This is a genomic window from Pseudomonas sp. FG35, assembly GCF_057809295.1.
This window is the reverse complement of sequence record NZ_JBMDJR010000002.1, coordinates 80,048-106,381: the sequence shown is the minus strand read 5'-3', so window position 1 is coordinate 106,381 and position 26,334 is coordinate 80,048. Positions and strand designations below refer to the sequence as shown.

Here is a 26,334-nt window from a genome sequence, read left to right as displayed (position 1 = left end):
GCGCCTAATTACTCGAACCAGTGGGCTCGGGCGGCCATGATCAACTTGCCGGCACGATCATCGTCAATGCCGTCGATGTCGAGCAGGTCGTCAATAGACTGCTCGGCCAGGTCTTCGCGGGTAATTACGCCGCGCACCGCCAGTTCCATCGCCAAATCCTTGTCCATACCCTCAAGCGAGAGCAGGTCTTCGGCCGGATGGGCGTCTGCCAGCTTTTCCTCAGTAGCGATGGCTTTGGTCAACAAGCGATCCTTGGCACGAGCGCGAAGCTCGTTGACGATGTCTTCGTCAAAGCCGTCGATGTTGAGCATTTCTTCCAACGGTACGTAGGCAATCTCTTCCAGGCTGGTGAAGCCTTCGTCTACCAGCACCTGAGCCAGTTCTTCGTCGACTTCCAGCTCGTCGATGAAGTTGCGCAGGATGTCGCCGGTTTCCGCTTGCTGCTTAGCCTGGATGTCCGATTCGGTCATCACGTTCAGGGTCCAGCCAGTCAGCTGGCTCGCCAGACGCACGTTCTGACCACCACGACCGATGGCCTGAGCCAGATTGTCTGCGCCAACGGCGATGTCCATGGCATGGGCATCTTCGTCAACGATGATGGCCGCCACTTCTGCCGGCGACATGGCATTGATCACGAACTGAGCCGGATTATCGTCCCAAAGGACGATGTCGACACGCTCGCCACCCAACTCGCCCGACACGGCCTGGACGCGCGAACCGCGCATACCGATGCACGCGCCTTGCGGGTCGATGCGTTTGTCCTTGGAACGGACAGCGATCTTGGCACGCGAACCCGGATCACGGGATGCGGCCATGACTTCGATCAGACCTTCAGCAATTTCCGGCACTTCGATACGGAACAGCTCGATCAGCATTTCCGGCGCGGTACGCGACAGGATCAGCTGAGGACCGCGGTTCTCGGTGCGGATTTCCTTGAGCAGCGCACGCAGACGCACGCCAACACGGAAGGTTTCGCGAGAAATGATGTCTTCACGGGCCAGCAACGCTTCAGCGTTATTACCCAAGTCGACGATCACGTTGTCGCGGGTCACTTTCTTCACGGTGCCGGAGATGATTTCTCCGAGGCGCTCGCGATAAGCGTCAACCACTTGAGCGCGTTCGGCTTCGCGCACTTTCTGCACGATGACCTGCTTGGCGGTCTGCGCAGCGATGCGGCCGAACTCGATGGACTCGATCTTTTCTTCAACGACGTCGCCAACCTTGGCGCCAGGGTGCGTTTCAGCAACCTTGCTCGGCCAGGTTTCGATGGCCGGATCATCGAGATCATTCTCTTCGACGACCGTCCAGCGACGGAATGTTTCGTAGGAACCGGTGTGGCGGTTGATTTCCACACGCAGATCAACTTCGTCTTCAAAACGCTTTTTGGTAGCAGTGGCCAGAGCCAGCTCCAGCGCTTCAAAAATTACGCTTGCCGGTACACCCTTTTCATTGGATACCGACTCAACAACCAGCAGTACTTCTTTGCTCATCGTACGCCTCGCCTTTCGCAAGCCATTGGATCCGCGGGATCCGCGTCTCAGTCAAAACTGGGAATAATGTTGGCCTTGTCGATCATATCGATCGGCAACAGGAACTCATGGTTTTCCACCTGCACCACGACGTCCTGCTCTTCTACACCGCGCAGAAGGCCCTGAAAGTTGCGTCGACCTTCAAAAGGCGAGCGCAGCTTGATCTTCACTTGTTCACCGACATATTTGGCAAACTGCTCAAGAGTGAACAGTGGGCGTTCCATGCCTGGCGAGGAAACTTCAAGGGTGTATTCAACGGAAATCGGATCTTCAACATCCAGCACACCGCTGATCTGACGGCTGACGATGGCGCAATCGTCCACCAGTACGCCGCCTTCCTTATCGATATAAACGCGCAACATTGAGTGGCGACCTTGAGCCGAAAACTCAATACCCCAGCATTCATAGCCTAGGGCCACGACCACCGGGGCCAACAAGGCCTGCAACTCTTCTAGCTTGCTCGACACCTGAACCCCCTCGTGCATGTATGTGCATGCTATGCAAAATAAAAAAATGGGCGAAACGCCCATCCTTGAAACGCCGTCGAACAGCGGCGTTGAAAGTGTCCAGCTAACAAAAAGCCCCTTAAAAGGGGCTCCTTAAACTGGTTGCGGGGGCCGGATTTGAACCGACGACCTTCGGGTTATGAGCCCGACGAGCTACCAGACTGCTCCACCCCGCGACAAAGCTGGGGCGGAAGTATACGACCGATCCCTTATAGGGTCAATGTAACCTTCCACCTGCAAGAAAGCCCGCAACAGCGGGCTCTCCTGACTAATTGGTACCGAGAAGGGGACTCGAACCCCTACACCCTATGGGCACAACCACCTCAAGGTTGCGTGTCTACCAATTCCACCACCTCGGCAATACTACGTTTGAAACCCTTCTTACTTCTGCTCTTGAGCTGGAGGTACGTCAGTCGCTGGAGTAGCCGACTTTTGCTCTTGAAGCACCGGGACATCATCAGAAGCCGGTTGTTGCTTTGGAACTTCCAACACTGCCGGGTTTGGCAAACCTGCTTGAGTCAGCTGATGAGCCTTCTCTTTAGCAAAGTACCCTAACCCCAAGCTGGTTATGAAGAAACCGGCGGCAAGTATAGCAGTAAACTTACTAAGAAAGGTAGAGGAACCTTGGCTTCCGAACACAGTATTTGAAGCACCTGCTCCGAAAGACGCGCCAGCGTCCGCACCTTTACCCTGCTGCAGCAAAACCAGAGCAACTACGCCCAATGCACCCAGCAGATGAAAAACGACTACGACTGTTTCCAGCATTTTTTCAGTTTCCCGCGGCGCGACAAATCGCACCGAACTCATCTGCATTCAGGGAAGCCCCACCAATGAGCCCCCCATCGATATCCGGCATGCCGAACAGTTCGACCGCATTGGCCGCCTTCACGCTGCCGCCGTATAGAAGTCGCACACCTCGTGCCACTTCAGAATTCTCTGCCGCCAACTGCTCACGAATGGCCTTATGCACATCCTGAGCCTGCTGCGGCGTTGCAGTCAGCCCGGTACCAATCGCCCAGACCGGCTCATAAGCAATCACCGCATTGGCAAAAGCACCGACACCCAGCTCCTCGATGATACTGCCCAGCTGACGCCCGACAACCTCAAGAGTCTTTCCGGCTTCGCGCTGCTCCAGGGTCTCCCCTACACACAACACCGGAATCAAGCCACATGCCTGCGCCGCTGCAAACTTGCGATTCAGCATTCCGTCTCGCTCGCCCATGATCTGGCGACGCTCGGAGTGCCCGACAAGCACCAGGGAACAACCTGCATCCACCAACTGACTCGGCGCAATCTCGCCCGTCAAGGCACCTTGCATGGATTCCACCGCAGAATTCTGCGCACCAACCGAAATCGATTTACCTTTCAAGCCATCAATCACTTGATTGATATACAAGCAAGGCGGGAATACCGCGACATCAACACCGCTTGGCAAGGCCAGATGACGAAGGCCGTTGATCAGCTCAGCGACGCTGGCGCGGGTACCGTGCATCTTCCAGTTACCAGCTACCATAGGGCGACGCATGCTGTACCTCGTCGGTCAAAGTGGGCGCAGATGTTACCCAACACAATCATGGCTGGCAAGCCGAATCAGGCAGAAACTTCAGTTACCAGTTTTGCCAGTTCCTCGGCATAGCCACGAACCTGGGATTCGTCCTCGCCTTCGACCATCACACGCACCAGAGGCTCTGTTCCGGACTTGCGCAAAAGCACGCGACCACGACCCGCCATCGCCTGGGTTACGCGAGCGCTCGCTTCCTTGACAGCCGGGTGCTCCAGCGGGCTGTCGCCACCGCCGAAGCGCACGTTGATCAGCACTTGAGGACACTTACGCAGGGCCTGACGAGTTTGCGCCAGACCTTCGTTGCGTGTTTTCAATGCCATCAGCACCTGCAACGCCGCAATGATCGCATCGCCAGTCGTCGTGTGGTTGAAGCAAACGACATGTCCGGAGTTCTCGCCCCCGACCAGCCAATCGCGCTCCAGCAATTCGGCAATCACATAGCGGTCGCCGACATTTGCACGCACAAAAGGAATACCCAGATCCGCCAGAGCCAACTCCAGGCCCAGATTGCTCATCAGCGTACCGACCACACCGCCCTGCAATTTGCCTCGCTCATGCAGATCGCGCGCGATGATGAAAATCAGCTCGTCACCATCGACTATCGCCCCGGTGTGGTCGACCATCAGCACCCGATCACCATCACCGTCGAAGGCGATACCCAGATCCGCATGCTCGGACAACACCGCCGCCTGCAATTGGCCCATGTGCGTGGAGCCACAGTTGTCATTGATGTTCAGACCGTTAGGCTGAGCCGACAGAACAACGACCTCGGCACCCAGCTCACGAAAAACACTCGGCGCTACCTTATAAGTGGCACCGTGTGCGCAGTCGATGACGATCTTCAGGCCGGAGAAACTGGTGCCAGTCGGCACGGAGCTCTTGCAGAACTCGATATAGCGGCCTGACGCATCATTGATGCGCGACACCTTGCCGATCTTGCTCGACTCGACAACGGTCATTGGCGTATCGAGCAGCTCTTCAATCATCAGCTCCAGCTCATCGGGCAACTTGGTGCCCTTGCCGGAGAAAAACTTGATGCCGTTATCGTCATGCGGATTGTGCGATGCACTGATCACGATCCCGGCCTCAGCCTGGAAGGTCCGCGACAGGTAGGCAATAGCTGGAGTCGGCATCGGGCCGAGCAGCATTACATCGGCGCCGGCAGATGTCAGGCCAGCTTCAAGTGCCGATTCGAACATGTAACCGGAAATCCGCGTGTCCTTGCCGACCAGCACCTTGCAGGCGCCCATCTTGCGAAAGGCCATGCCGGCAGCCCAGCCGAGCTTGAGCATGAAGTCCGGAGTGATCGGGTATTCCCCGACACGACCACGAATGCCGTCAGTACCAAAGTATTTCTTGCTCATAAGTGCTCCATCATTCTTATTCGGCTGATTCCACGGCTGCGAGCATTCGCACCACGTCCACCGTTTCCGCCACATCATGGACGCGCAATATACGCGCACCTTTCACCGATGCCAGGGCAGCCAATGCCAGACCACCGTAAAGACGCTCACCTACAGGGCGATTCAACGCATGACCGATCATGCTTTTGCGCGAAACGCCCACTAACAGTGGCCGCCCCAGCGCATGCAGGGCTTCCATATGCTTGAACAAGCTTAGATTGTGCTGCAGGGTTTTGGCGAAGCCGAAGCCCGGATCGAGAACGATCCGCTCGGCCGGAATGCCTGCCACCTCACACCGAGCCATGCGTTCAGCAAGAAACTCACCCACTTCCCGGGTGACATCCTGATAACGCGGATCATCCTGCATGTCGCCAGGCTCGCCGAGCATGTGCATCAGGCACACGGGCAATCCCGTGGCCGCCGCCGCATCAAGCGCGCCATCCCGCCGTAGCGAACGAACGTCGTTGATCAAGCCGGCACCCAAACGCGCTGTTTCGCGCATGACCGCCGGAGTGGACGTATCGACCGATATGACCACATCCAGTTCGCGATTGATCAGCTCGACGACAGGAGCGACGCGCTCCAGCTCCTCCAATGGAGAAACTGCCCGCGCGCCCGGACGGGTCGACTCCCCGCCCACATCGATCAGCGTCGCACCCGCTGCAACCATGGCTTCTGCATGACGCAAGGCAGCATCGTGCTGGCTGTATCGGCCACCGTCGGAAAAGGAATCGGGAGTTACGTTGAGAATGCCCATGACGTGCGTCCGGGCCAAATCAAGAACCCGGTTGCCGCAAGGCAACCGGGTCAGGGACTGTACAGAAGTCATTTCAAACCTTAAACGTCGGCAGCCGGGCCGCCAATCGGTGTTTCCGAACGCTCGCCCTGAATGACAGGCGGCGTGCCAGTACCGGTACCACCCGACCAGTCGCGAGGCTCGCGCGGTGTACGACCGGCCATGATGTCGTCGATCTGCTCGGCATCGATCGTCTCGTACTTCATCAGGGCATCCGCCATGGCATCGAGCTTGTCGCGGTTGTCCGTGAGTATCTGTTTGGCGGTGCCGTAGCACTGATCGATGATGCTGCGCACTTCGGAGTCGATCAGCTTGGCTGTCTCACCTGAGAAGCTGGCATTCTGACCGCCACCGCCGCGACCGAGGAATACTTCACCCTCTTCTTCGGCGTACATCAACGGACCCAGTTTTTCCGACAGACCCCACTTGGTCACCATGTTCCGCGCAATCTGACTCGCACGCATGATGTCGTTGGAAGCACCCGTGGTTACACCGTCAAAGCCCAAAGTCATCTCTTCGGCAATACGGCCGCCGTACAGCGAGCAGATCTGACTGATCAGCGCACGCTTGGACAGGCTGTAGCGATCCTCTTCCGGCAGGAACATGGTCACACCCAACGCACGACCGCGCGGGATGATCGACACCTTGTAGACCGGATCATGCTCGGGCACGACGCGGCCAACAATGGCGTGGCCTGCTTCGTGATAAGCGGTGTTCTGCTTTTCCTTCTCGGACATGACCATGGATTTGCGCTCGGCGCCCATCATGATCTTGTCTTTGGCCAGTTCGAACTCCTTCATTTCGACGATGCGCTTGCCGGCACGGGCAGCAAACAAAGAAGCCTCGTTGACCAGGTTCGCCAGATCGGCACCGGAGAAACCCGGCGTGCCACGTGCGATAACGGCCGGAGCGACATCGTCACCCATTGGCACTTTACGCATGTGAACCTTGAGGATCTGCTCGCGACCACGGATGTCCGGCAAGCCGACCACCACCTGACGGTCGAAACGACCCGGACGCAGCAAAGCAGGGTCCAGCACGTCAGGACGGTTGGTCGCTGCAATGACGATGATGCCGTCATTCATTTCGAAACCGTCCATCTCGACCAGCAACTGGTTGAGAGTCTGTTCGCGCTCGTCGTGACCGCCCCCCATGCCGGCGCCACGATGGCGACCAACGGCGTCGATCTCGTCAATGAAGATGATGCATGGAGCGTGCTTCTTGGCCTGTTCGAACATGTCACGAACGCGGCTCGCACCGACACCGACGAACATTTCGACGAAGTCGGAACCGGAAATGGTGAAGAACGGCACCTTGGCTTCGCCGGCAATCGCCTTGGCCAGCAAGGTTTTACCGGTACCCGGAGGGCCAACCATCAGCACGCCGCGAGGAATGCGGCCGCCCAGGCGCTGGAACTTGCCCGGATCACGGAGGAACTCGACCAGCTCACCCACTTCTTCCTTCGCTTCGTCGCAACCGGCAACGTCAGCCAGGGTGGTTTTCACCTGATCTTCGGACAGCAGACGCGCCTTGCTCTTGCCAAAGCTCATCGGCCCGCCCTTGCCACCCGCACCGCCCTGCATCTGGCGCATGAAGAACATGAACACCGCGATGATCACCAGGATCGGGAAGCTGGCTACCAGAAGCTGGGTCCAGATGCTTTGCTGTTCAGGCTGCTTGCCTTCTACTACAACGTGGTTGTCGACCAGGTCGCCAATCAAGCCATTGTCCTGAATTGCCGGACGAATGGTCTTGAAGCTGTCGCCATCGTTGCGCTTGCCGGTAATCACATAGCCGTCGACGGCCACGCGCTCGACCTTGCCATCCTTGACCTGCTGGATGAAGTCGGAATAGTTGAGGGTCTGCGGCTCGTTAGGGCTGGAGAAGTTGTTCATCACCGTCACCAGGACAGCCGCGATGATCAACCACAGGATCAGATTCTTTGCCATATCGTTCAATTAACTACCCTCTGAAGCAAGCTCCGCTACTGGCGCGCGCTTCGCATGATATTCACCGGCCTAACTTACTACATTACCTACAGCTCTGGCAGGCGCCGTCTGTAACCCTTTGTGAAACACTTTCTACACAATATTCGCTTATGCGCGCGGGGCGAAATATGAAAAACCTATCGCCCCGCCAAAAAACCTCGTTTTACTCGCTACGACCGCGGTAGCCCCAAGCCAGCATGTACTGCTCGCGAGAGCTGCCACGAGAGGAGTCCGGCTTGATCATCTGGATCTTGTCGAACTTCTTACGAGCATCCTTCAGGTAAGTATCGAACCCTTCGCCCTGAAAAATCTTGATCACGAAATTGCCACCCGGCTTGAGTATCCGTTCCGCCAGATCAAGCGCCAGCTCGCAAAGGAACATGGCTTTTGGCATGTCCACTTCAGGCGTACCACTCATATTGGGGGCCATATCGGAAATCACAAGGTCCACCTGCGAATTACCCACAGCCTCAAGGATCTGAGCGAGCACTGCATCCTCGGTGAAGTCACCCTGGATAAAGGTCACATCCGGAATACTGTCCATCTCCAGGATGTCCGAGGCGATCAATCGCCCCTGGCCACCGATCAGCCGACTGGTGACTTGAGACCAGCCGCCAGGCGCCGCACCCAGGTCAACGACGCTCATGCCCGGACGGATCAGCTTGTATTTTTCCTGGACCTCCAGAAGCTTGTAACTCGCACGCGAACGGTAACCGTCCTTCTGCGCCTGCTTCACATAGGGGTCATTGACATGTCTTTTCAGCCAACCAAGGCTTGTCTTGGAACGCGCCATTGGGCACCTCGTTGATTAGGGTCGTGATTAATTGGGCGGATCCACGAGCCCTCGGGTAAAATGGCCGCCATTTTACAGAATCCAGACGAAAGGGTCAGATTATGCCGCTCACTCCAGAGCAGAAGAAACAGTACAAATCCATTGGCCACCACCTGAAACCGGTTCTGACTGTGGCTGACAACGGTTTGACTGAGGGTGTTTTAGCCGAACTCGAACGCGCATTGGCAGATCACGAGCTGATCAAGATCAAGCTCAACATCCTCGATCGCGAGGCGCGCCTGGCGTCCGTTGCAGAGCTGTGCAAGGTCGGCAAGGCCGATCTGGTTCAAGTCATCGGCAAGATGGCACTGATTTACCGCAAGAACTTCAGCGTCAACAAGCAGCTGTCGAACGTCCATCGTTTCAAGTGATGGCAAGGGTCAAGGGTGTGCTTCGCGCACCCTGCCACTCCATCCCGGCACCGGCTGCAATACCAGCACCAGCCCGGAAAAACCCAACACGAGAAAGCTGAACACCTGCCAGCGCTGCGCATCCGGCCAGCCGCCACGCACTGCGACAAACATCGCACACGCATACAACGCCATCAGCAACACTTGCCCGCGAAAATCCCGCCATAGACTGTCAAGGCCCTCGGCCTGTACCAGCACCAAAGCCTGAAATATCACGCACGCGACGGCAAACCCCACCACCGCCACTTCAAACGTACTTGCAACTTCATCGATCAACAGCGGTGCCAGGCCGATTTGCCCCAGCACCGGTCGCAGACCGAGATGTACCAGCCACAGGCCACCGACCCACAACATCTGGGCCAGTTGCCAGAGCATTGCGCCCGCATGCAGCAGGCGCCCACCCTCAGATGTGACGGACTTCGACAATCTCGTACTCGATAACGCCACCTGGCGTCTTCACGACGACCGTATCGCCCTCTTCCTTGGCAATCAAGGCGCGAGCGATCGGCGAGCCGACGGAAATCTTGCCGAGTTTGATGTCCGCCTCATCCTCACCCACGATCTGGTAAGTCACGCTTTCATCAGTCTCGACGTTGGCGATTTCGACGGTAGTGCCGAAAATCACTTTGCCGGTGTGCGGAATGGTCGTCACGTCAATGATCACCGCGTTCTGCAGGCGACCTTCGATGTCACGGATCCGCGCCTCGACCATGCCTTGCTGTTCGCGAGCGGCATGGTATTCGGCGTTTTCTTTCAAGTCACCCAACTCGCGGGCCGTACCGATGTCCTGGCTAAGCTTCGGACGAACGACCTTGGTCAGGTGAGCGTACTCTTCCTCCAGGGCCTTGGAGCCCTGGACGGTCATTGGGTATTTATTCATGCCTTCAATCCTGCGTGTAGATCCTGCAAGCGGCGTACGGTCTTCTCGGGACCGAACTTCAGCGCTTCACAGATAGCTTCGCCAGCAGCAATGGTGGTGGTGCAGTAAATCTTGTGCTGCAAGGCATTACGACGAATGGAGTACGAATCAGCGATCGACTGACGACCTTCGGTGGTGTTGATGATCAGAGTGACTTCGTCATTCTTGATCATGTCGACCACGTGCGGACGCCCCTCGGTCACCTTGTTCACGCGACGCACTTTCAGACCTGCGGCTTCGATCAGCTTGGCAGTGCCGGCAGTGGCGACGACTTCGAAGCCCAAGTTGATCAGATCACGGGCCACGCCTGCAACCAGTGGCTTGTCATCATCGCGCACGCTGATGAATGCGGTACCGCCGGTCGGCAGCACTTCGCTGGCGCCCATCTGGGCTTTGGCAAAGGCTTCGCCGAAGGTGTCGCCGACGCCCATCACTTCACCGGTGGACTTCATCTCTGGGCCGAGGATCGGGTCAACGCCAGGGAATTTGGCGAACGGGAACACCGCCTCTTTCACACTGTAGAAGTTCGGGATGATTTCCTTGGTGAAGCCGATTTCCTTCAGGGTTTTACCGGCCATCACGCGAGCCGCGACCATTGCCAGGGAAATACCGATGCACTTCGACACGAACGGTACGGTACGGGAAGCACGCGGGTTGACTTCAATGACGTAGATGTCTTCGCCCTGCAGCGCCAACTGAACGTTCATCAGGCCGACCACGCCCAGTTCCAGGGCCATTTTCTTGACCTGTTCGCGCATCTCGTCCTGGATGTGTGCCGGCAGCGAGTACGGCGGCAGCGAGCACGCGGAGTCACCGGAGTGAACGCCCGCCTGTTCGATGTGCTGCATGATTGCGCCGATCACTACGTCCTTGCCGTCGCAGACCGCATCCACGTCCATCTCGATGGCGCAGTTGAGGAAGTGGTCGAGCAGCACCGGACTGTCGTTCGACACTTGCACCGCGTCACGCAGGTAACGCTTGAGCTCTTCTTCCTTGTAGACGATTTCCATCGCCCGGCCGCCCAGTACGTAGGACGGACGCACCACCAGCGGGTAACCGATTTTCGCGGCAGCGCGAACGGCTTCGTCTTCGCTGCGCACGGTAGCGTTTGGCGGCTGACGCAGGTTTAGACGCTCGACCATTTGCTGGAAGCGCTCACGGTCTTCGGCACGGTCGATGGCGTCAGGGCTGGTGCCGATGATCGGCACGCCGGCTGCTTCCAAGGCGCGAGCCAGTTTCAGAGGCGTCTGGCCGCCGTACTGGACGATCACGCCTTTCGGCTTCTCGACGCGGCAGATTTCCAGCACGTCTTCCAGGGTCACCGGTTCGAAGTACAGACGGTCGGAAGTGTCGTAGTCAGTGGAAACGGTTTCCGGGTTGCAGTTGACCATGATGGTCTCGTAACCGTCATCGCGCAGCGCCAGTGCCGCGTGAACGCAGCAGTAGTCGAACTCGATGCCCTGACCGATACGGTTCGGGCCACCGCCGAGGATGATGATCTTGTCGCGACCGGACGGCGCGGCTTCGCACTCTTCCTCGTAGGTCGAGTACAGGTAGGCGGTGTCGGTGGCGAACTCGGCCGCGCAGGTGTCGACGCGCTTGTAGACCGGGAACACTTCCAGCTTGTGGCGGTGAGTGCGCAGGTTCTTCTCGGTGACGCCCAGCAGCTTGGCCAGACGCTGGTCGGAGAAACCTTTGCGCTTGAGCTTGTACATCAGATCGCGGTCAATAGCGGACAGACCGAGGGTCTTGACCTTCTCTTCATCCTTGATCAGATCTTCGATCTGCACCAGGAACCACGGATCGATCATGTTCATGCCGAAGATTTCTTCGACGGTCATGCCGGCGCGGAAAGCGTCCGCCACGTACCAGATACGCTCGGCGCCCGGCACAGTCAGTTCGCGCTTGAGCACGCTCATGCTTTCCGGGTTGCTCAGGTCGACTTTCTCGTCCAGACCGCAAACACCCACTTCCAGACCGCGCAGAGCTTTCTGCAGGGATTCCTGGAAGGTACGGCCGATGGCCATGACTTCACCGACCGACTTCATCTGAGTGGTCAGGCGCGCATCAGCGTTGGCGAACTTCTCGAAAGCGAAGCGCGGCAGCTTGGTCACGACGTAGTCGATGGACGGCTCGAAGGACGCCGGGGTACGACCGCCGGTGATGTCGTTCTGCAGTTCGTCGAGGGTGTAACCGACCGCCAGCTTGGCCGCGATCTTGGCGATCGGGAAACCGGTGGCTTTCGAGGCCAGAGCCGACGAGCGGGATACACGCGGGTTCATCTCGATCACGACCATGCGGCCGGTGTCCGGGCAGATACCGAACTGAACGTTGGAACCGCCGGTCTCGACGCCGATCTCGCGCAGCACCGCCAGCGAGGCGTTACGCAGGATCTGGTATTCCTTGTCGGTCAGGGTCTGGGCCGGGGCAACGGTGATCGAGTCACCGGTGTGCACGCCCATCGGGTCGAAGTTTTCGATCGAGCAGACGATGATGCAGTTGTCCTTTTTGTCGCGGACAACTTCCATCTCATATTCTTTCCAGCCGATCAGCGATTCGTCGATCAGCAGCTCTTTGGTTGGCGACAGGTCCAGACCACGGGCGCAGATTTCTTCGAACTCTTCACGGTTGTAAGCGATACCGCCACCGGTGCCGCCCATGGTGAAGGACGGACGGATGATGCACGGGAAGCCCAGGCGCTCGAGCACCGCGTTGGCTTCTTCCATGCTGTGGGCGATACCGGAACGCGGGCATTCCAGGCCGATGGCTTTCATCGCCTTGTCGAAACGCGAACGGTCTTCAGCCTTGTCGATGGTGTCGGCGTTGGCACCGATCATCTCAACGCCGAACTTCTCCAGAACGCCTTCGCGCTCCAGGTCCAGGGCGCAGTTCAGAGCAGTCTGGCCGCCCATGGTTGGCAACACGGCATCCGGACGCTCTTTCTCGATGATCTTGGCAACGGTCTGCCATTTGATCGGCTCGATGTAGGTCGCGTCGGCCATGTCCGGGTCGGTCATGATGGTGGCCGGGTTGGAGTTCACCAGGATGACGCGGTAACCCTCTTCGCGCAGGGCTTTACAGGCCTGGGCGCCGGAGTAGTCGAATTCGCAGGCCTGGCCGATAACGATCGGGCCAGCGCCGAGAATCAGGATGCTTTTAATGTCTGTACGTTTTGGCATGGGTTTGTCACTCAAATCCGCAGGTCAGTCGGCAAGCCGTCTTGATCGATTTCTGAAGTCCCGAGGGGGCCGCCGGTTCCGGGGCCGCCCTCAAGGGCTTCTCGCTACAGTCTCAAGGCGAGCGCTTAGCGTCGCTTGGCCATCTCGTTGATGAAGCGGTCAAACAGAGGGGCCACATCGTTCGGGCCCGGGCTCGCCTCAGGGTGACCCTGGAAGCTGAACGCGCTCTTGTCGGTGCGCTCGATGCCTTGCAGGGTGCCGTCGAACAGCGATTTATGGATCGCGCGGACGTTGGCTGGCAGGGTTTCTTCGTCAACCGCGAAACCGTGGTTCTGGCTGGTGATCATCACGACGCCAGTGTCCAGATCCTGCACCGGGTGGTTGGCACCGTGGTGGCCGTGGCCCATTTTCAGGGTCTTGGCGCCGGAGGCCAGAGCCAGCAGCTGGTGACCGAGGCAGATGCCGAAGACTGGAATTTCGGTTTCCAGCACTTCCTTGATCGCTTGGATCGCGTAGTCGCAAGGCTCCGGATCACCAGGACCGTTGGACAGGAACACGCCGTCCGGCTTCAAGGCCAGCACGTCGGCCGCCGGGGTCTGTGCCGGAACGACAGTGACGCGGCAGCCGCGCTCGACCAACATGCGCAGGATGTTGACCTTGACGCCGTAGTCGTAGGCAACCACGTGGTAAGGCAGCTCGGAGGCTTCGATGGTCGCGTGGCTGTCGGTTTTCAGATCCCAGACAGTGGAGCGCCATTCGTATTGGGTCTTGGTGCTGACGACTTTCGCCAGATCCATGCCCTTCAGGCCCGGGAAGCCTTGCGCCGCGGCGATGGCCGCCTCTTCGGAGATGTTGTCGCCGGCCATGATGCAGCCGTTCTGTGCGCCTTTTTCACGCAGGATGCGGGTCAGGCGGCGGGTGTCGATACCGGCGATCGCCACAACATTGTTGGCTTTCAGGTAATCGGACAGGGACATCGTGTTACGCCAGTTGCTCGCTACCAGCGGCAGGTCACGAATGACCAGCCCAGCGGACCAGACGCGATCGGACTCGGCGTCTTCCGGCGTGGTGCCGGTGTTGCCGATGTGCGGGTAAGTCAGGGTAACGATCTGTTGGGCGTAGGAAGGATCGGTAAGGATTTCCTGATAGCCGGTCATTGCGGTGTTGAACACCACCTCACCAACGGTCTGACCGTCGGCTCCAATGGCTTCGCCGCGAAAAATGCTGCCATCAGCAAGGGCGAGTATGGCTGGCTTAGTCAAGAAGACCTCCCGTAAATAACGCATGAAAGGGCAATCGCAGGTTGTAAAAAAGCGGAGTGACGTATGGACACGTCACCCCGCTTCTTCACTGAATTATTCTGCGCGCTTTTAGTGGACACACTAAAGCTGTAGCTTACAGAAAAAGGGATTTTTGGTCTACCGCCAATGAGCCTGAAAGGCCAGAGAATGCGACAGGGCGTCGCCCGGCGGAGCAAAACCGGCACAAACAGGGCGTTTGCGCCGGCTTCAGAACATCTCAATGCAGGCCGAGCACGTCCTGCATGTCGTACAAACCAGGCTCGCGAGCATCCAGCCACAACGCCGCACGCACCGCGCCCTTGGCGAATGTCATGCGACTCGAAGCCTTGTGCGTGATCTCCAGCCGCTCGCCCTCGCAGGCAAACAACACCGTGTGATCGCCCACTACATCACCACCGCGAACAGTGGCAAAGCCGATAGTTTCACGCTCACGGGCACCAGTGTGGCCTTCACGACCATAGACCGCGACTTTCTGCAGATCACGATCCAGCGCATTGGCGATCACTTCACCCATGCGCAGGGCCGTACCCGACGGCGCATCAATCTTGTGCCGGTGATGGGCTTCGATGATTTCGATGTCCGCATCTTCCGCCAACACCCGTGCCGCCATGTCGAGCAGCTTCAGCGACAGGTTGACGCCGACACTGAAATTGGCGGCGAAGACGATCGGAATATCCTTGCCCGCCTCGGCCAGCAACTGCTTCTGCGCAGCGTCCAGCCCGGTCGTGCCGATCACCATCGCCTTGCCGGCCTTGCGGCAGAAGGCCAGGTTTTTCAGCATCACTTCCGGCAAGGTGAAGTCGATCAACACATCGAACTCTTCCGCCACCGACTCCAGATTCCCGGACAGCGGCACGCCAATTCGACCGAGCGAAGCCAGCTCACCGGCATCCACACCGATCAGCGTACTGCCAGGGCGGACAATCGCGGCCGTCAGACCGGTCAGTGGGGCGCACTGCTGCACGGCCTCGACCAGAATCTTGCCCATGCGCCCGGCAGCGCCCATCACAGCTATACGTCGCATGCCGACTCCTTACAGATCGCCGAAGAAGCGTTTCACACCGTCGAACCAACCGGTGGTTTTCGGGGAGTGACTGTTGTCGTCCGCCAGGGAGCTGCGGAACTCTTCCAGCAGTTCACGCTGACGACGGGTCAGGTTGACCGGCGTTTCGACGGCCACACGGCACATCAGATCGCCCGCCCCACCGCCACGCACTGGCGCAACACCTTTGCCGCGTACGCGGAACTGCTTGCCGGTCTGAGTTCCTTCCGGAATCTTCAGCTTGACGCGACCGTCGAGGGTCGGAATTTCCAGCTCGCCGCCCAGGGCCGCGTCGACGAAGCTGATCGGCACTTCGCAGAACAGATGCTTGCCGTCACGCTGGAAGATGTCGTGTTCGCGGACATTGATCACCACGTACAGGTCGCCGGTCGGACCACCCTGAGTGCCCGCCTCGCCTTCACCGGACAGACGAATGCGGTCACCGGTGTCGACACCGGCCGGCACTTTGACGGAAAGGGTTTTGTATTCTTCGACGCGACCGTCGCCGTGGCAGGAGTCGCACGGGTCGGAAATGATCTTGCCCTGGCCATGGCAGCGCGGGCAGGTCTGCTGCACCGAGAAGAAGCCTTGCTGCATGCGTACCTGACCGATGCCGCCGCAAGTCGGGCACGTCGATGGTGACGAGCCTTTCTTGGCGCCCGAGCCATCGCATGGTTTGCAATTGACCAGCGTCGGAACGCGGATATTCACGGTCGTACCGCGTACCGCTTCTTCCAGGTTCAGTTCCAGGGTGTAACGCAAATCGCTGCCGCGCTGAGCGCCGCCACGGGAACCGCCGCGACCGCCACCGAAGAAGTCACTGAAGACATCACCGAAGATATCGGAGAAGTTCTGACCGCCGAAACCGGCACCGCCGCCGCCCATGCTCGGGTCGACGCCGGCATGACCGTACTGATCGTACGCTGCACGCTTGCTGGAATCGGACAGCACTTCGTAGGCTTCGTTGGCCTCCTTGAACAGATCTTCCGACGCCTTGTCACCGGGATTACGGTCCGGGTGGTGCTTCATCGCCAGACGGCGATAGGCCTTTTTCAGGTCTGCTTCGCTTGAGCCGCGCTCAACACCCAACACTTCGTAATAGTCACGCTTAGCCATAAGTTCTTCATACTCTTGAGGACGTTCGGCAAACCCCTCCTGAGCTTCGCCAAACTCGTTGAGCCCCAATACAGGCCCGGACCCAACTCACGTCAATTCAACGATCCTGGTCTTTGGTTCATGCGGTATTTGCGGCGCGAAAAGCAGGAGCATTCCCGGCCATACCGCCAACACACGAAGCTTGTCGCATGCTGTAAAAATTCGCGTATTCCAGATACGCCAACGCGGGAGCAAGCTCCCGCGCGGCGACATCCTACCAGTCACCGCCGCAAGGCAGTCAACCGGGCGACCAACAACTTACTTGTGGTCTTTGACTTCTTCGAACTCGGCATCGACAACATCGTCAGCCTTTTCAGCTTTCTCGTCGTGCGGTGCTGCGCCTTCAGCAGGCTGAGCCTGTTCGGCGTACATCTTCTGAGCAACCGGTGCAGAGACTTTCGACAGCTCTTCAACCTTGGCGTCGATGGCAGCCTTGTCGTCGCCTTTGACGGCAGCTTCCAGGGCAACCACAGCCGCTTCGATTGCAGTCTTCTCTTCTGCAGTCACTTTGTCGCCAGCGTCGGCGATCATCTTGCGAGTCGAGTGAACCAGTGCATCACCCTGGTTACGGGCAGCGGCCAGCTCTTCGAACTTGCGGTCTTCCTCGGCGTTCAGCTCGGCGTCGCGCACCATCTTCTGGATTTCTTCATCCGACAGACCAGAGTTGGCCTTGATGGTGATCTTCTGCTCTTTGCCAGTCGCCTTGTCCTTCGCACCTACGTGCAGGATGCCGTTGGCGTCGATGTCGAAGGTCACTTCGATCTGCGGCACACCACGTGGAGCAGGTGGAATATCGGCCAGGTCGAACTTGCCCAAGGACTTGTTCTGTGCGGCTTGCTTGCGCTCGCCTTGCAGGACGTGAATGGTCACGGCGCCCTGGTTGTCGTCGGCCGTCGAGAACACTTGCGATTTCTTGGTAGGAATCGTGGTGTTTTTCTCGATCAGCGCGGTCATCACGCCACCCATGGTTTCGATACCCAGGGTCAGCGGGCTGACGTCGAGCAGCAGAACGTCTTTCACGTCACCGGCCAGAACGGCGCCCTGGATCGCAGCACCCATGGCAACAGCTTCGTCCGGGTTCACGTCTTTACGTGCTTCTTTACCGAAGAAATCCGAAACAGCTTTCTGCACCATCGGCATACGGGTCTGACCGCCGACCAGGATCACGTCGTCAATCTTGCTGGCGTCGATGCCGGCGTCTTTCAGAGCAATGCGGCATGGCTCGATGGTACGAGTCACCAGATCTTCAACCAGCGATTCGAGCTTGGCACGGGAGATCTTCACATTCAGATGCTTCGGACCGGTCGCGTCTGCAGTAATGTACGGCAGGTTGACGTCGGTCGACTGCGAGGAAGACAGCTCGATCTTGGCTTTCTCAGCGGCTTCTTTCAGACGCTGCAGGGCCAGAGGATCGTTCTTCAGGTCCATGCCGGACTCTTTCTTGAACTCGTCGACGAGGTAGTCGATCAGGCGCATGTCGAAGTCTTCGCCACCCAGGAAGGTGTCGCCGTTGGTGGCCAGCACTTCGAACTGGTGCTCGCCGTCAACTTCAGCGATCTCGATCACGGAGACGTCGAAAGTACCACCACCGAGGTCGTAAACGATCACGGTGTGATCGCCCTTGGCCTTGTCCATACCGTAAGCCAGAGCAGCAGCGGTCGGTTCGTTGATGATACGTTTTACGTCCAGACCGGCGATGCGGCCAGCATCTTTAGTTGCCTGACGCTGACTGTCGTTGAAGTACGCCGGAACGGTGATCACCGCTTCGGTCACAGCCTCACCGAGATAGTCTTCGGCGGTCTTCTTCATCTTTTTCAGGACTTCGGCGCTGATTTGCGGCGGAGCCATCTGCTTGCCGGAGGCCTCGACCCAAGCGTCACCATTGTTAGCCTTGACGATCTTGTAAGGCACCAGCTTGATGTCTTTCTGTACAACTTCTTCTTCGAAGCGGCGACCGATCAGACGCTTCACTGCGAAAAGGGTGTTGTGCGGGTTGGTCACAGCCTGACGCTTGGCCGACTGACCGACCAGGATTTCGCCATCGTTGGCGTAAGCGATGATCGACGGCGTGGTGCGCGCGCCTTCAGCGTTCTCAATAACTTTGGCTTTGCCGTTTTCCAGCACGGAGACGCAGGAGTTGGTAGTCCCCAGGTCGATACCGATAATTTTGCCCATGTTCACTCTCCCGAAACTTTGGATTTTTTTGCCGCAGCAGTGGTGGCTGACTGCGGTAATACTTAAACGCTTGACTTGTAAATGGGGGCCTTGCGGCTAATTTCAAGCCTTCTCGTCAATCGAAGGCGAAACTGGCGCCGGCGCCTTGCTGACCACGACCATCGCCGGACGCAGCAGGCGACCGTTGAGCTGGTAGCCCTTCTGGAACACCTTCAGAATGCTGTTCGGCTCCAGGTCAGCACTTTCCTGCATGGCCATCGCCTGATGCTCCACGGCATTGAACGGTTCGCCTTCCTGCGGGCTGACAGCGACAAGCTGATAGCGCGTGAGGGTGTCGTGAAACATTTTCAGGGTCAGCTCGATGCCTTCGCGCATCGGACGGATGCTTTCGTCATCCGGGCTCGACAGCTCGAGACCACGCTCCAGGCTGTCGACGATCGGCAGCAGATCGCCGGCGAATTTTTCCAGCGCAAACTTGTGCGCCTTTTCGACATCCTGCTCGGCACGGCGGCGGACGTTCTGCAGATCGGCAGCTACGCGCAGCGATTGATCCTGCGCGGCGGCCAATTGCTCTTCGAGCACTTGTACACGGGTCGCCAGGTCATCACCCGAGGCCTCGGGCGCCTGATTGGCTTCTGGATTTTGCGTATCTACTGTCTGTTCGTCAGCCATAGAATTCTCCTTTCAATATCGTCCGCGAGTTCGATTCGCGCTTCTGCCCCGATATATGGGGCCGCAAAATCAGGCTTCAAGGGCTGACAACGATTAACCCTACAAAAAAGTGCTGCATTGGCATTCCCGGGCGCGACAGGCATTTGATCGGATCATCCTCATCGATCCAAGCGAGGGCATTGTCAGCCCGAAACAAAACACTGTATAAATAACCAGACCTGAAGCCTGGGAGCGGCCTTTATGCTGGTGCACCTGTCCGTACACAACTACGCCATCGTTGAACATCTCGATCTCGAACTCGATCGCGGCATGAGCGTGATTACCGGGGAAACCGGCGCCGGCAAGTCGATCATGCTCGACGCCCTGGGCCTGACGCTCGGTGATCGCGCCGATAGCGGCGTGGTTCGACCGGGCGCCGACAAGGCCGATATCCTGGCGACCTTCGACCTGGCCGACATCCCCGAGGCCAGCGCCTGGCTGGCGGAACGCGACCTGGAAATCGACGGCCCGTGCATCCTGCGCCGGGTCATCACGTCCGAAGGTCGGTCACGCGGCTATATAAATGGCACGCCCTGCCCGCTTGGCGATCTCAAGGCACTCGGCGAGCTGCTGATCGATATCCACAGCCAGCACGAACACCAATCCCTGCTCAAGACCGACACCCACCGGCGCCTGCTCGACGAGTACGCCGGGGCCACCGATCTGGCACGCCAGGTTCACCTGGCCGCCCAGCGCTGGCGCCAGACTCGCCAGGAGCTGGAACGCCTTTCCAACTCCGGCGACGAACAGCGTGCACGCCATCAACTGCTCAGCTATCAACTCGAAGAACTGGAAAACCTCGGCCTCGGTGAAAACGAGCTGGAAGAGCTGGAGCAGCAACACAAGAACCTGACCAACGCCGAAACCCTGCTCGGCATCTGCCGACAAGTGGTCGAGCAATGCAGCGAAAGCGATTCCGGCAATGTGCTGAATGCCTTGACGGCCAGCCTCAACCGACTGTCGAGCGTGAACAGCTCGGTGGGTGCGCTGGGTGAAGCGAGCAGCCTGCTGACCAGTGCGCAAATCCAGGTCGAAGAGGCCGTCGGCGAGCTCAATCGTTTTCTCGACAACTTCGACGCTGATCCGGCGCGCCTGCAATATCTCGAGGAACGCCTGGACTCCATTTACACATTGGCACGCAAACACCGCATTCAGCCGACGGAAGTGGCAGAGATGCAGCAGAAGCTGCTCGACGAAATCGAAGCGCTGGACGCCAACGATGAATCCATCGAACGCCTCGCCGAAGAACTCGCTTCCTATGCCCGCCACTATCAGGAAAAGGCTCGGGAACTCAGTGAGCTGCGCCATCAGGCAGCCGGCAGCCTGGCAAGCGCGGTGGAACAGGAGATTCAGCGCCTGGGCATGCCCGGCGGGCGCTTCACCATCGAACTGCGCGCCAACAATAGCAGCGAGTTGCAACCCAATGGTCTGGAACAAGTCGAGCTGCTGGTGAGCGCCAACCCGGGTCAACCCTTGAAAGCCTTGGCCAAAGTGGCGTCCGGCGGTGAGTTGTCACGGATCAGCCTGGCCATCCAGGTGATTACAGCCCAGACCTCTCGCGTACCGACATTGGTATTCGACGAAGTGGACGTGGGGATTGGCGGTCCGACGGCGGAAATCGTCGGCCAATTGTTACGCCGCCTCGGGGATCGCGGACAGGTTCTGACGGTCACGCATTTGCCGCAAGTTGCGGCTCAGGGGCATCAGCACCTGTTCGTGCACAAGGTACGTGGCGAGCAGGCGACTCATACGGCCGTTTCGAAGCTGAGCAAGAATGACCGCATAGAAGAAGTCGCGCGGATGTTGGGCGGCATCGATCTGACCAAAGAGTCCTTGGCGCACGCGAAGAAGATGGTCGTAACCGCAAAGGTTTAAGAACCGCAGAAAGCACGAAGGCGACCCTCGGGTCGCCTTCGTTCGTTTCGCGAACCTGAAATTCGCGCGACATGCTTACTTTTTCTTGCGTACGTACAGGACGAGATTGTGATCAACCAACTCGTAATCGTGCTTCTCGACGATCGCCTTCTGAAGCTTTTCGATTTCTTCGTCGAAGAATTCGATGACTTCGCCCGACTCCACGTTAACCATATGGTCGTGGTGGCCACCATCGGCCAATTCGAATACCGCGTGGCCGCCGTCGAAGTTGTGACGGACCACGAGGCCAGCCGCTTCGAACTGGGTCAGAACACGGTAAACCGTGGCCAGACCGACATCCTCGCCAGCTTCCATCAACGCCTTGTAGACGTCCTCGGCACTCATGTGACGCTGCTCGGTAGAGTCGAGCATTTGCAGGATCTTGACCCGTGGCAGGGTCACTTTGAGGCCGGCTTTGCGTAGTTCGCTATTTTCAACCATGGTCAGCTTTCTCGCGATGCTGCTTCGCAGCTTCTCTTAATGCGGGTATGATCGGCGTTTACGTTGTCCCAGCCAAGATAGTGGAAGTCGCCCACCGATGCAAAACACCAAGCTCTTGCTAACCAGTTTCACCTTTGTGGGACTGCTCGCACTCGCCGGTTGTTCATTCCCCGGGGTTTACAAAATCGACATCCAGCAGGGCAATGTCGTCACGCAGGACATGATAGACCAGTTACGCCCGGGAATGACCCGGCCGCAAGTACGGTTTATCATGGGCAACCCTCTGCTTGCCGACACGTTCCATGCCAACCGCTGGGATTATCTGTACAGCCTGCAACCGGGTGGCGGTGAACGCCAGCAGGAACGCATGAGTGTCATTTTCGACTCGAATGACCGTCTTGTCAGCCTGTCCGGTGACTTCATGCCGGGCGTCAGCCGTGACGAAGCCATTCTCGGCAAGGACAGTGGCACCAGCGTGACCGCTCCTGCTGAGAACACCGAGCAGCCGAAACCGGAAAAACCGGCCAAGCCAGGCTCCTTGCTGGATCAGATCCAGAAGGACGTCGATGGTGTGGAAACCGTTCCGGTTCCAACGCCAGAACCGCTGGACACCTCGCCGCAATAATTTGCGACGCAATAAAAAACCCGGAAATTCCGGGTTTTTTATTGCCTGCCGTTCGACCACCCTACTGGTTTCGCGCCTTGGCTTCGGCAGCCTTGGCGGCACGCAGACGGCGCACCTCTTTCGGATCAGCCAACAACGGTCGATAGATCTCGATGCGATCGCCTTCCTGAACCCGCCGGGCATCAGGATCAGCGATCACTTTGCCGAAGATCCCCAAAGGACAACTGATCAGATCCAGCTCCGGAAACTCAGCATCAATCCCGGACGCCATCAGCGCCGCACGCACCGTCGTACCCTCGGCAACACTGATTACACGCAAAACCTGACGATCAACGGCGGCATACACCACTTCGATTTCGATCACCGGCTCAACCATGCATCTGCTTGGCGCGCTGGCAGAACGCATCCACCAGTGTATTGGCTGCCTGATTGAACAAAGGACCGAGCGTCGCGCGGACCAGCGGCCCGGCGTAGTCGAAGGACAGATCCAGACTGATCTTGCAGGCCTTCTCGTTCAGCGCCTTGAACACCCAGACGCCGTGCAGTTGATTGAACGGCCCCTCCTCCAGGTTCATCTCAATCGACTGCCCCGGCACCAGCGTATTGCGCGTCACGAAGTGCTGACTGAGCCCCCCCTTGGCCACGCCGACACTGGCGCGCATATGCTCGAGCGAGCTTTCCAGGACTTCTGCAGACGAGCACCACGGCAAAAACTCGGGGTAACGCGCCACGTCATTGACCAGGTCGTAGAGAAATTGCGCCGGGTAAGGCAGCAGCGCCGATCGTTGAATATGTGTCGTCATGTAAGCGTCACTTCCAGAGCTGGGCGGCAAACACTACAAGAATGCCGATGGGCGCCACATAGCGCATCAAGAACAGAGACAGGGCGAACAGCGCCGGGCTGCGAATCGACAATTCGTCACGCACCGCTTCACGCCCCATCACCCAACCGGCAAACAGCACAAAGCACAGCCCGCCGAGCGGCAACATGATCCGCGAGGTGAAGAAGTCGATCACACCAAAGAAGTCCAGGCCACCGGCCGCACCCCATTGGTAGAGATGGAACACCCCGCCATCGTTCACGAAAAATTTGGCTTCCTTCCAGATATTGAAGGAAAACACCGTGCCCAGGCCAACGAACCAACAGGTGAACGCCAACCAGAATGTCACCCAGGCACGACTGATTTTAGTCCGCTCGACCAGATAGGCGACCATCGGCTCAAGCAAGGAAATCGCTGAGCTCCAGGCGGCAATCGCCACTAAAACGAAAAACACCACGCCCATCAACTGGCCGAAAAGCACGTTACCGAAAGCAAATGGCAGGCTGACGAACATCAGCCCCGGGCCTTCGCTCGGGTTCAAACCACCGGCGAACACAATCGGAAACAAGGCCAGACCGGCCACCAGCGAAACAAAGGTATCGAGCAACGCCACACCCACAACCGTACCGGACAGCGAAGCTTCCTTGGTCATATAGGCGCCGTAGATCATGATCGAGCCCACGCCCACGCTCAGGGAGAAGAACGCGTGGCCCATGGCCGGCAGCAAGCCGTCGAGGACTTTTTCCGGGTGGAAATCGAACATGAAGTGCACACCCTCCATGAAATGCCCGGTGGTCATGCTGTAACCCAGCAGCACCAGCACCATCACGAACAGCAGCGGCATCATGATCCGCAGGCTGCGCTCAAGCCCGGCAACCACGCCCTTGGCGATCACCACAGCCGACAACAGCATGAAAACCGTGTGCCAAAGTGTCAGGCGCCAGGGGTCGGAGATGACATTGCCAAAATAGGCCCCGACCTGATCGGCCGTAGCCCCCTGAAAATCTCCGCGCCCCATATCAATGATGTAATCCAGCGACCAGCCGCCGACCACACTGTAGAAAGACAGGATCAGCAACGCCGTGATCATCCCGGCGAACGCACCCCACGACCATTTGCCCGAGTGACCGGCTTCCAGCGCCAGCATCTTCAGGGCATTCGCCGGGCTCTGACGGGCACGGCGGCCGATCAGGGTTTCGGCGAGCATCACCGGGATACCGATCAGCGCGATACACGCCAGAAACATCAGCACGAAGGCGCCGCCACCGTAGACCCCGACCATGTAGGGGAATTTCCAGATGCTGCCCAATCCCACGGCCGAACCGGTCGCGGCGAATATGAAAACCCAGCGGCTAGCCCAACTGCCGTGGACAGAAACCTTGTCTGTCGACATCGTTTATCACGCCCAAGCGTTAGAAAAAGAGGCCGCATTGTCCGGGATTCACTCAACCTGCTCAAGCACGCAGCATCACCGTAGCCGACAGCCGTTTATCTCCATATAATGCCGCCCCTATGGCTAAACAGAAGAAACACCCAACAGGGACCATCGCGCAAAACAAAAAAGCGCGACACGATTACTTCATCGAGCACAAGTTCGAGGCTGGTCTGGTCCTGGCCGGCTGGGAAGTAAAAAGTCTGCGGGCAAGCAAACTGCAACTGGTCGACAGTTACGTGTTGCTCAAGGATGGCGAAGCCTGGTTGCTCGGCAGCCACATCACGCCTCTGATGACCGCCAGCACCCACGTCATTGCCGACCCGGTGCGTACCCGCAAGTTGCTGCTCAACCGCCGCGAACTGGACAAGCTCGCCGCCGCCGTGCAGCAAAAGGGTTACGCCTGCGTGTGCCTGTCCTGGTACTGGAGCAAGCACATGGTCAAGTGCGAGATTGCTCTCGGCAAGGGCAAGAAGGAATACGACAAGCGCGATACCGAACGCGAACGCGACGCCGGTCGCGAGTTGCAGCGTGCGGTGCGCAACAAGGGCAAGGAAGACTGATTCCTCTGCCTGAATGACCGTTCCCGCGCCTGGCACGGGAGCGGTCTTTTTTACATCCCTTTGCGTCGCTCGGCGCGAGCCATGCGCTGCACTTCCTGTCGCACTTCTTCCAGCACTTCCTGCACATACAGAATGTGTCGGCTGGAGACCTCACGCGCCTGCTCCGCGCGCCCCTCGATAATCGCCAGATACAATTCCCGATGCTGGGTGATCAGCATGTCGCGGGTTTCCGTGCGCTGCTTGTACATGCCACCGATGTTGGTCACCACGTTACGCTTGAGCAGATCGAACAAGCCGCGAATGGTGTGCAGCAACACTGCGTTGTGACTGGCTTCGGCAATCGCCAGGTGGAATTTCGCATCCGCCGCACCCTCTTCCGCCCGGCTCACTTCATCGTGACGCGAATAGCAATCCTGTAACTCTTCAAACGCCGCCGTCAGCCGTTCACGATCCACGTCTGTGGCGCGCAACGCTGCGTAATAGGCGCACGATGCCTCCAGTGTGTGACGAAATTCCAGCAGATCGCGCTGTGCCTCGGGATTGCTTTCCAGCAATTGCAGCAGCGGATCGCTGAACGTCGAACCGAGGCTTTCCACAACATAGTTGCCGCCGCCCTGCTTGCTGACCAGCAAGCCCTTGGCCGCCAGTTTCTGAATCGCCTCGCGCAACGAAGGCCGGGAAACGCCGAACTGCTCCGCCAGTGCCCGCTCGGCCGGCAGACGCTCGCCGGACTTCAGCGTGCCCTCGAGAATCATCCCTTCCAGTCGCTCGACAATGTCATCAGACAAACGGCGCTGACGTATCTGATCAAACCCCATCACTCAATTCTCCACCATCCCGACCGCTCGCCGGGCTCTCTATTCTGGCCTATCGGCGCCTTGCCGACACCTGCCAGATGAAACGCCCCGGACCGGATCAGATCGATTCTGCACCGGTGATTCGACGAAAGTTTCAGGGCGGCAAATTGACACACCGACATCAAGGCTTTTACCCTAGCCAACAGCGATTGTAAATTGGTCTTACCAATT

Annotated in this window: 25 protein-coding genes and 2 tRNA genes; 4 read left to right on the top strand and 23 right to left on the bottom strand. The window is 58.4% G+C overall.

What is annotated here, in order from left to right:
- Positions 1-8: 8 nt before the first annotated feature.
- From nusA to rlmE, 10 genes are all read right to left on the bottom strand, one after another.
- A complete protein-coding gene (gene nusA / locus ACODTD_RS04560) occupies positions 9-1,490 on the bottom strand; it encodes a transcription termination factor NusA (protein ID WP_003221546.1) in 1,482 nt (493 codons plus the stop codon).
- Positions 1,491-1,537: 47 nt separating this feature from the next.
- A complete protein-coding gene (gene rimP, locus ACODTD_RS04555; RefSeq protein ID WP_041475500.1) occupies positions 1,538-1,996 on the bottom strand; it encodes a ribosome maturation factor RimP in 459 nt (152 codons plus the stop codon).
- Positions 1,997-2,134: 138 nt separating this feature from the next.
- Positions 2,135-2,211, bottom strand: a tRNA-Met gene (locus ACODTD_RS04550).
- Between the two features lie 97 nt (positions 2,212-2,308).
- Positions 2,309-2,394: transfer RNA gene (locus ACODTD_RS04545), tRNA-Leu, on the bottom strand.
- A 22-nt stretch (positions 2,395-2,416) separates the two neighbouring features.
- A complete protein-coding gene (secG, locus tag ACODTD_RS04540; RefSeq protein ID WP_011332406.1) occupies positions 2,417-2,800 on the bottom strand; it encodes a preprotein translocase subunit SecG in 384 nt (127 codons plus the stop codon).
- Positions 2,801-2,804: 4 nt separating this feature from the next.
- Positions 2,805-3,560: a triose-phosphate isomerase gene (tpiA, locus tag ACODTD_RS04535; protein WP_007953744.1), complete on the bottom strand. Its 756-nt coding sequence runs from the start codon at positions 3,558-3,560 to the stop codon at positions 2,805-2,807.
- Positions 3,561-3,625: 65 nt separating this feature from the next.
- A complete protein-coding gene (gene glmM, locus ACODTD_RS04530; RefSeq protein ID WP_285356224.1) occupies positions 3,626-4,963 on the bottom strand; it encodes a phosphoglucosamine mutase in 1,338 nt (445 codons plus the stop codon).
- Positions 4,964-4,979: 16 nt separating this feature from the next.
- Positions 4,980-5,831 (bottom strand): dihydropteroate synthase, encoded by an 852-nt coding sequence (folP, locus tag ACODTD_RS04525; protein WP_201818983.1) that lies wholly within the window; start codon positions 5,829-5,831, stop codon positions 4,980-4,982.
- Between the two features lie 8 nt (positions 5,832-5,839).
- Positions 5,840-7,747, bottom strand: a complete 1,908-nt coding sequence (gene ftsH, locus ACODTD_RS04520; RefSeq protein ID WP_285356218.1) for an ATP-dependent zinc metalloprotease FtsH — start codon at positions 7,745-7,747, stop codon at positions 5,840-5,842.
- A gap of 202 nt (positions 7,748-7,949) precedes the next feature.
- A complete protein-coding gene (gene rlmE / locus ACODTD_RS04515; RefSeq protein WP_489104562.1) occupies positions 7,950-8,579 on the bottom strand; it encodes a 23S rRNA (uridine(2552)-2'-O)-methyltransferase RlmE in 630 nt (209 codons plus the stop codon).
- A 101-nt stretch (positions 8,580-8,680) separates the two neighbouring features.
- Between rlmE and ACODTD_RS04510 the strand changes: the two genes are divergently transcribed.
- Positions 8,681-8,989: a YhbY family RNA-binding protein gene (locus tag ACODTD_RS04510; protein WP_011332401.1), complete on the top strand. Its 309-nt coding sequence runs from the start codon at positions 8,681-8,683 to the stop codon at positions 8,987-8,989.
- Between the two features lie 9 nt (positions 8,990-8,998).
- On the opposite strand, the gene ACODTD_RS04505 is transcribed toward ACODTD_RS04510, so the two are convergent.
- The 8 genes from ACODTD_RS04505 to grpE form a co-directional block, all read right to left on the bottom strand.
- Positions 8,999-9,403: an MFS transporter gene (locus ACODTD_RS04505; protein ID WP_440780404.1), complete on the bottom strand. Its 405-nt coding sequence runs from the start codon at positions 9,401-9,403 to the stop codon at positions 8,999-9,001.
- A 28-nt stretch (positions 9,404-9,431) separates the two neighbouring features.
- A complete protein-coding gene (greA, locus tag ACODTD_RS04500) occupies positions 9,432-9,908 on the bottom strand; it encodes a transcription elongation factor GreA (RefSeq protein WP_064382590.1) in 477 nt (158 codons plus the stop codon).
- The gene (carB, locus tag ACODTD_RS04495; protein WP_039769162.1) at positions 9,905-13,126 is read right to left on the bottom strand and encodes a carbamoyl-phosphate synthase large subunit; all 3,222 of its coding nucleotides are present in this window, start codon (positions 13,124-13,126) and stop codon (positions 9,905-9,907) included. The genes greA and carB overlap by 4 nt, the downstream gene beginning before the upstream one ends.
- Before the next feature lie 125 nt (positions 13,127-13,251).
- The gene (gene carA, locus ACODTD_RS04490) at positions 13,252-14,388 is read right to left on the bottom strand and encodes a glutamine-hydrolyzing carbamoyl-phosphate synthase small subunit (RefSeq protein WP_041475137.1); all 1,137 of its coding nucleotides are present in this window, start codon (positions 14,386-14,388) and stop codon (positions 13,252-13,254) included.
- Between the two features lie 256 nt (positions 14,389-14,644).
- Positions 14,645-15,451, bottom strand: a complete 807-nt coding sequence (gene dapB, locus ACODTD_RS04485; protein ID WP_489104561.1) for a 4-hydroxy-tetrahydrodipicolinate reductase — start codon at positions 15,449-15,451, stop codon at positions 14,645-14,647.
- A 9-nt stretch (positions 15,452-15,460) separates the two neighbouring features.
- Positions 15,461-16,585 carry a molecular chaperone DnaJ gene (gene dnaJ, locus ACODTD_RS04480; RefSeq protein ID WP_041475136.1) on the bottom strand — a complete coding sequence of 375 codons (1,125 nt, stop codon included), beginning with the start codon at positions 16,583-16,585 and terminating at the stop codon, positions 15,461-15,463.
- Between the two features lie 297 nt (positions 16,586-16,882).
- A complete protein-coding gene (gene dnaK, locus ACODTD_RS04475; protein ID WP_011332395.1) occupies positions 16,883-18,799 on the bottom strand; it encodes a molecular chaperone DnaK in 1,917 nt (638 codons plus the stop codon).
- 102 nt (positions 18,800-18,901) lie between these two features.
- Complete coding sequence (gene grpE, locus ACODTD_RS04470) at positions 18,902-19,471, bottom strand: nucleotide exchange factor GrpE (protein WP_011332394.1); 570 nt, start codon at positions 19,469-19,471, stop codon at positions 18,902-18,904.
- 240 nt (positions 19,472-19,711) lie between these two features.
- Here grpE and recN point away from each other — a divergent pair, with 240 nt between their 5' ends.
- Complete coding sequence (recN, locus tag ACODTD_RS04465) at positions 19,712-21,385, top strand: DNA repair protein RecN (RefSeq protein WP_221615027.1); 1,674 nt, start codon at positions 19,712-19,714, stop codon at positions 21,383-21,385.
- A 75-nt stretch (positions 21,386-21,460) separates the two neighbouring features.
- Here the strand turns inward: recN and fur are convergent, their stop codons facing one another.
- Entirely contained in the window at positions 21,461-21,865 is a 405-nt protein-coding gene (fur, locus tag ACODTD_RS04460; protein WP_011332392.1) for a ferric iron uptake transcriptional regulator, read from the bottom strand.
- A gap of 97 nt (positions 21,866-21,962) precedes the next feature.
- Here fur and ACODTD_RS04455 point away from each other — a divergent pair, with 97 nt between their 5' ends.
- On the top strand, positions 21,963-22,490 hold the full coding sequence (locus ACODTD_RS04455) for an outer membrane protein assembly factor BamE (protein WP_011332391.1): 528 nt from the start codon (positions 21,963-21,965) through the stop codon (positions 22,488-22,490).
- A 61-nt stretch (positions 22,491-22,551) separates the two neighbouring features.
- Here the strand turns inward: ACODTD_RS04455 and ACODTD_RS04450 are convergent, their stop codons facing one another.
- From ACODTD_RS04450 to ACODTD_RS04440, 3 genes are read right to left on the bottom strand one after another with little or no spacing between them, the layout of a single operon-like run.
- Entirely contained in the window at positions 22,552-22,866 is a 315-nt protein-coding gene (locus ACODTD_RS04450; protein ID WP_011332390.1) for an RnfH family protein, read from the bottom strand.
- On the bottom strand, positions 22,859-23,293 hold the full coding sequence (locus ACODTD_RS04445) for a type II toxin-antitoxin system RatA family toxin (protein WP_201818980.1): 435 nt from the start codon (positions 23,291-23,293) through the stop codon (positions 22,859-22,861). Before ACODTD_RS04445 ends, ACODTD_RS04450 begins: the two co-directional genes overlap by 8 nt.
- Positions 23,294-23,300: 7 nt before the next feature.
- On the bottom strand, positions 23,301-24,704 hold the full coding sequence (locus tag ACODTD_RS04440) for a sodium-dependent transporter (protein WP_011332389.1): 1,404 nt from the start codon (positions 24,702-24,704) through the stop codon (positions 23,301-23,303).
- Positions 24,705-24,823: 119 nt separating this feature from the next.
- On the opposite strand from ACODTD_RS04440, the gene smpB reads away from it, so the two are divergent.
- Positions 24,824-25,306 carry an SsrA-binding protein SmpB gene (smpB, locus tag ACODTD_RS04435; protein ID WP_007953781.1) on the top strand — a complete coding sequence of 161 codons (483 nt, stop codon included), beginning with the start codon at positions 24,824-24,826 and terminating at the stop codon, positions 25,304-25,306.
- A 50-nt stretch (positions 25,307-25,356) separates the two neighbouring features.
- Here the strand turns inward: smpB and ACODTD_RS04430 are convergent, their stop codons facing one another.
- Positions 25,357-26,124: an FCD domain-containing protein gene (locus ACODTD_RS04430; protein WP_007953782.1), complete on the bottom strand. Its 768-nt coding sequence runs from the start codon at positions 26,122-26,124 to the stop codon at positions 25,357-25,359.
- Positions 26,125-26,334 lie beyond the last annotated feature (210 nt).

What these genes read in the sequence shown, in the direction of transcription:
- rlmE (WP_489104562.1), bottom strand. Translation starts at nt 8,579, where the DNA reads ATGGCGCGTTCCAAGACAAGCCTTGGTTGGCTGAAAAGACATGTCAAT.
- ACODTD_RS04430 (WP_007953782.1), bottom strand. Translation starts at nt 26,124, where the DNA reads ATGGGGTTTGATCAGATACGTCAGCGCCGTTTGTCTGATGACATTGTC.
- recN (WP_221615027.1), top strand. Translation starts at nt 19,712, where the DNA reads ATGCTGGTGCACCTGTCCGTACACAACTACGCCATCGTTGAACATCTC.
- greA (WP_064382590.1), bottom strand. Translation starts at nt 9,908, where the DNA reads ATGAATAAATACCCAATGACCGTCCAGGGCTCCAAGGCCCTGGAGGAA.
- ACODTD_RS04440 (WP_011332389.1), bottom strand. Translation starts at nt 24,704, where the DNA reads ATGTCGACAGACAAGGTTTCTGTCCACGGCAGTTGGGCTAGCCGCTGG.
- folP (WP_201818983.1), bottom strand. Translation starts at nt 5,831, where the DNA reads ATGACTTCTGTACAGTCCCTGACCCGGTTGCCTTGCGGCAACCGGGTT.
- dnaK (WP_011332395.1), bottom strand. Translation starts at nt 18,799, where the DNA reads ATGGGCAAAATTATCGGTATCGACCTGGGGACTACCAACTCCTGCGTC.
- ACODTD_RS04445 (WP_201818980.1), bottom strand. Translation starts at nt 23,293, where the DNA reads ATGACGACACATATTCAACGATCGGCGCTGCTGCCTTACCCGGCGCAA.
- smpB (WP_007953781.1), top strand. Translation starts at nt 24,824, where the DNA reads ATGGCTAAACAGAAGAAACACCCAACAGGGACCATCGCGCAAAACAAA.
- ACODTD_RS04510 (WP_011332401.1), top strand. Translation starts at nt 8,681, where the DNA reads ATGCCGCTCACTCCAGAGCAGAAGAAACAGTACAAATCCATTGGCCAC.
- tpiA (WP_007953744.1), bottom strand. Translation starts at nt 3,560, where the DNA reads ATGCGTCGCCCTATGGTAGCTGGTAACTGGAAGATGCACGGTACCCGC.
- grpE (WP_011332394.1), bottom strand. Translation starts at nt 19,471, where the DNA reads ATGGCTGACGAACAGACAGTAGATACGCAAAATCCAGAAGCCAATCAG.
- secG (WP_011332406.1), bottom strand. Translation starts at nt 2,800, where the DNA reads ATGCTGGAAACAGTCGTAGTCGTTTTTCATCTGCTGGGTGCATTGGGC.
- glmM (WP_285356224.1), bottom strand. Translation starts at nt 4,963, where the DNA reads ATGAGCAAGAAATACTTTGGTACTGACGGCATTCGTGGTCGTGTCGGG.
- ACODTD_RS04505 (WP_440780404.1), bottom strand. Translation starts at nt 9,403, where the DNA reads ATGCTCTGGCAACTGGCCCAGATGTTGTGGGTCGGTGGCCTGTGGCTG.
- dapB (WP_489104561.1), bottom strand. Translation starts at nt 15,451, where the DNA reads ATGCGACGTATAGCTGTGATGGGCGCTGCCGGGCGCATGGGCAAGATT.
- ftsH (WP_285356218.1), bottom strand. Translation starts at nt 7,747, where the DNA reads ATGGCAAAGAATCTGATCCTGTGGTTGATCATCGCGGCTGTCCTGGTG.
- dnaJ (WP_041475136.1), bottom strand. Translation starts at nt 16,585, where the DNA reads ATGGCTAAGCGTGACTATTACGAAGTGTTGGGTGTTGAGCGCGGCTCA.
- fur (WP_011332392.1), bottom strand. Translation starts at nt 21,865, where the DNA reads ATGGTTGAAAATAGCGAACTACGCAAAGCCGGCCTCAAAGTGACCCTG.
- nusA (WP_003221546.1), bottom strand. Translation starts at nt 1,490, where the DNA reads ATGAGCAAAGAAGTACTGCTGGTTGTTGAGTCGGTATCCAATGAAAAG.
- ACODTD_RS04450 (WP_011332390.1), bottom strand. Translation starts at nt 22,866, where the DNA reads ATGGTTGAGCCGGTGATCGAAATCGAAGTGGTGTATGCCGCCGTTGAT.
- ACODTD_RS04455 (WP_011332391.1), top strand. Translation starts at nt 21,963, where the DNA reads ATGCAAAACACCAAGCTCTTGCTAACCAGTTTCACCTTTGTGGGACTG.
- carB (WP_039769162.1), bottom strand. Translation starts at nt 13,126, where the DNA reads ATGCCAAAACGTACAGACATTAAAAGCATCCTGATTCTCGGCGCTGGC.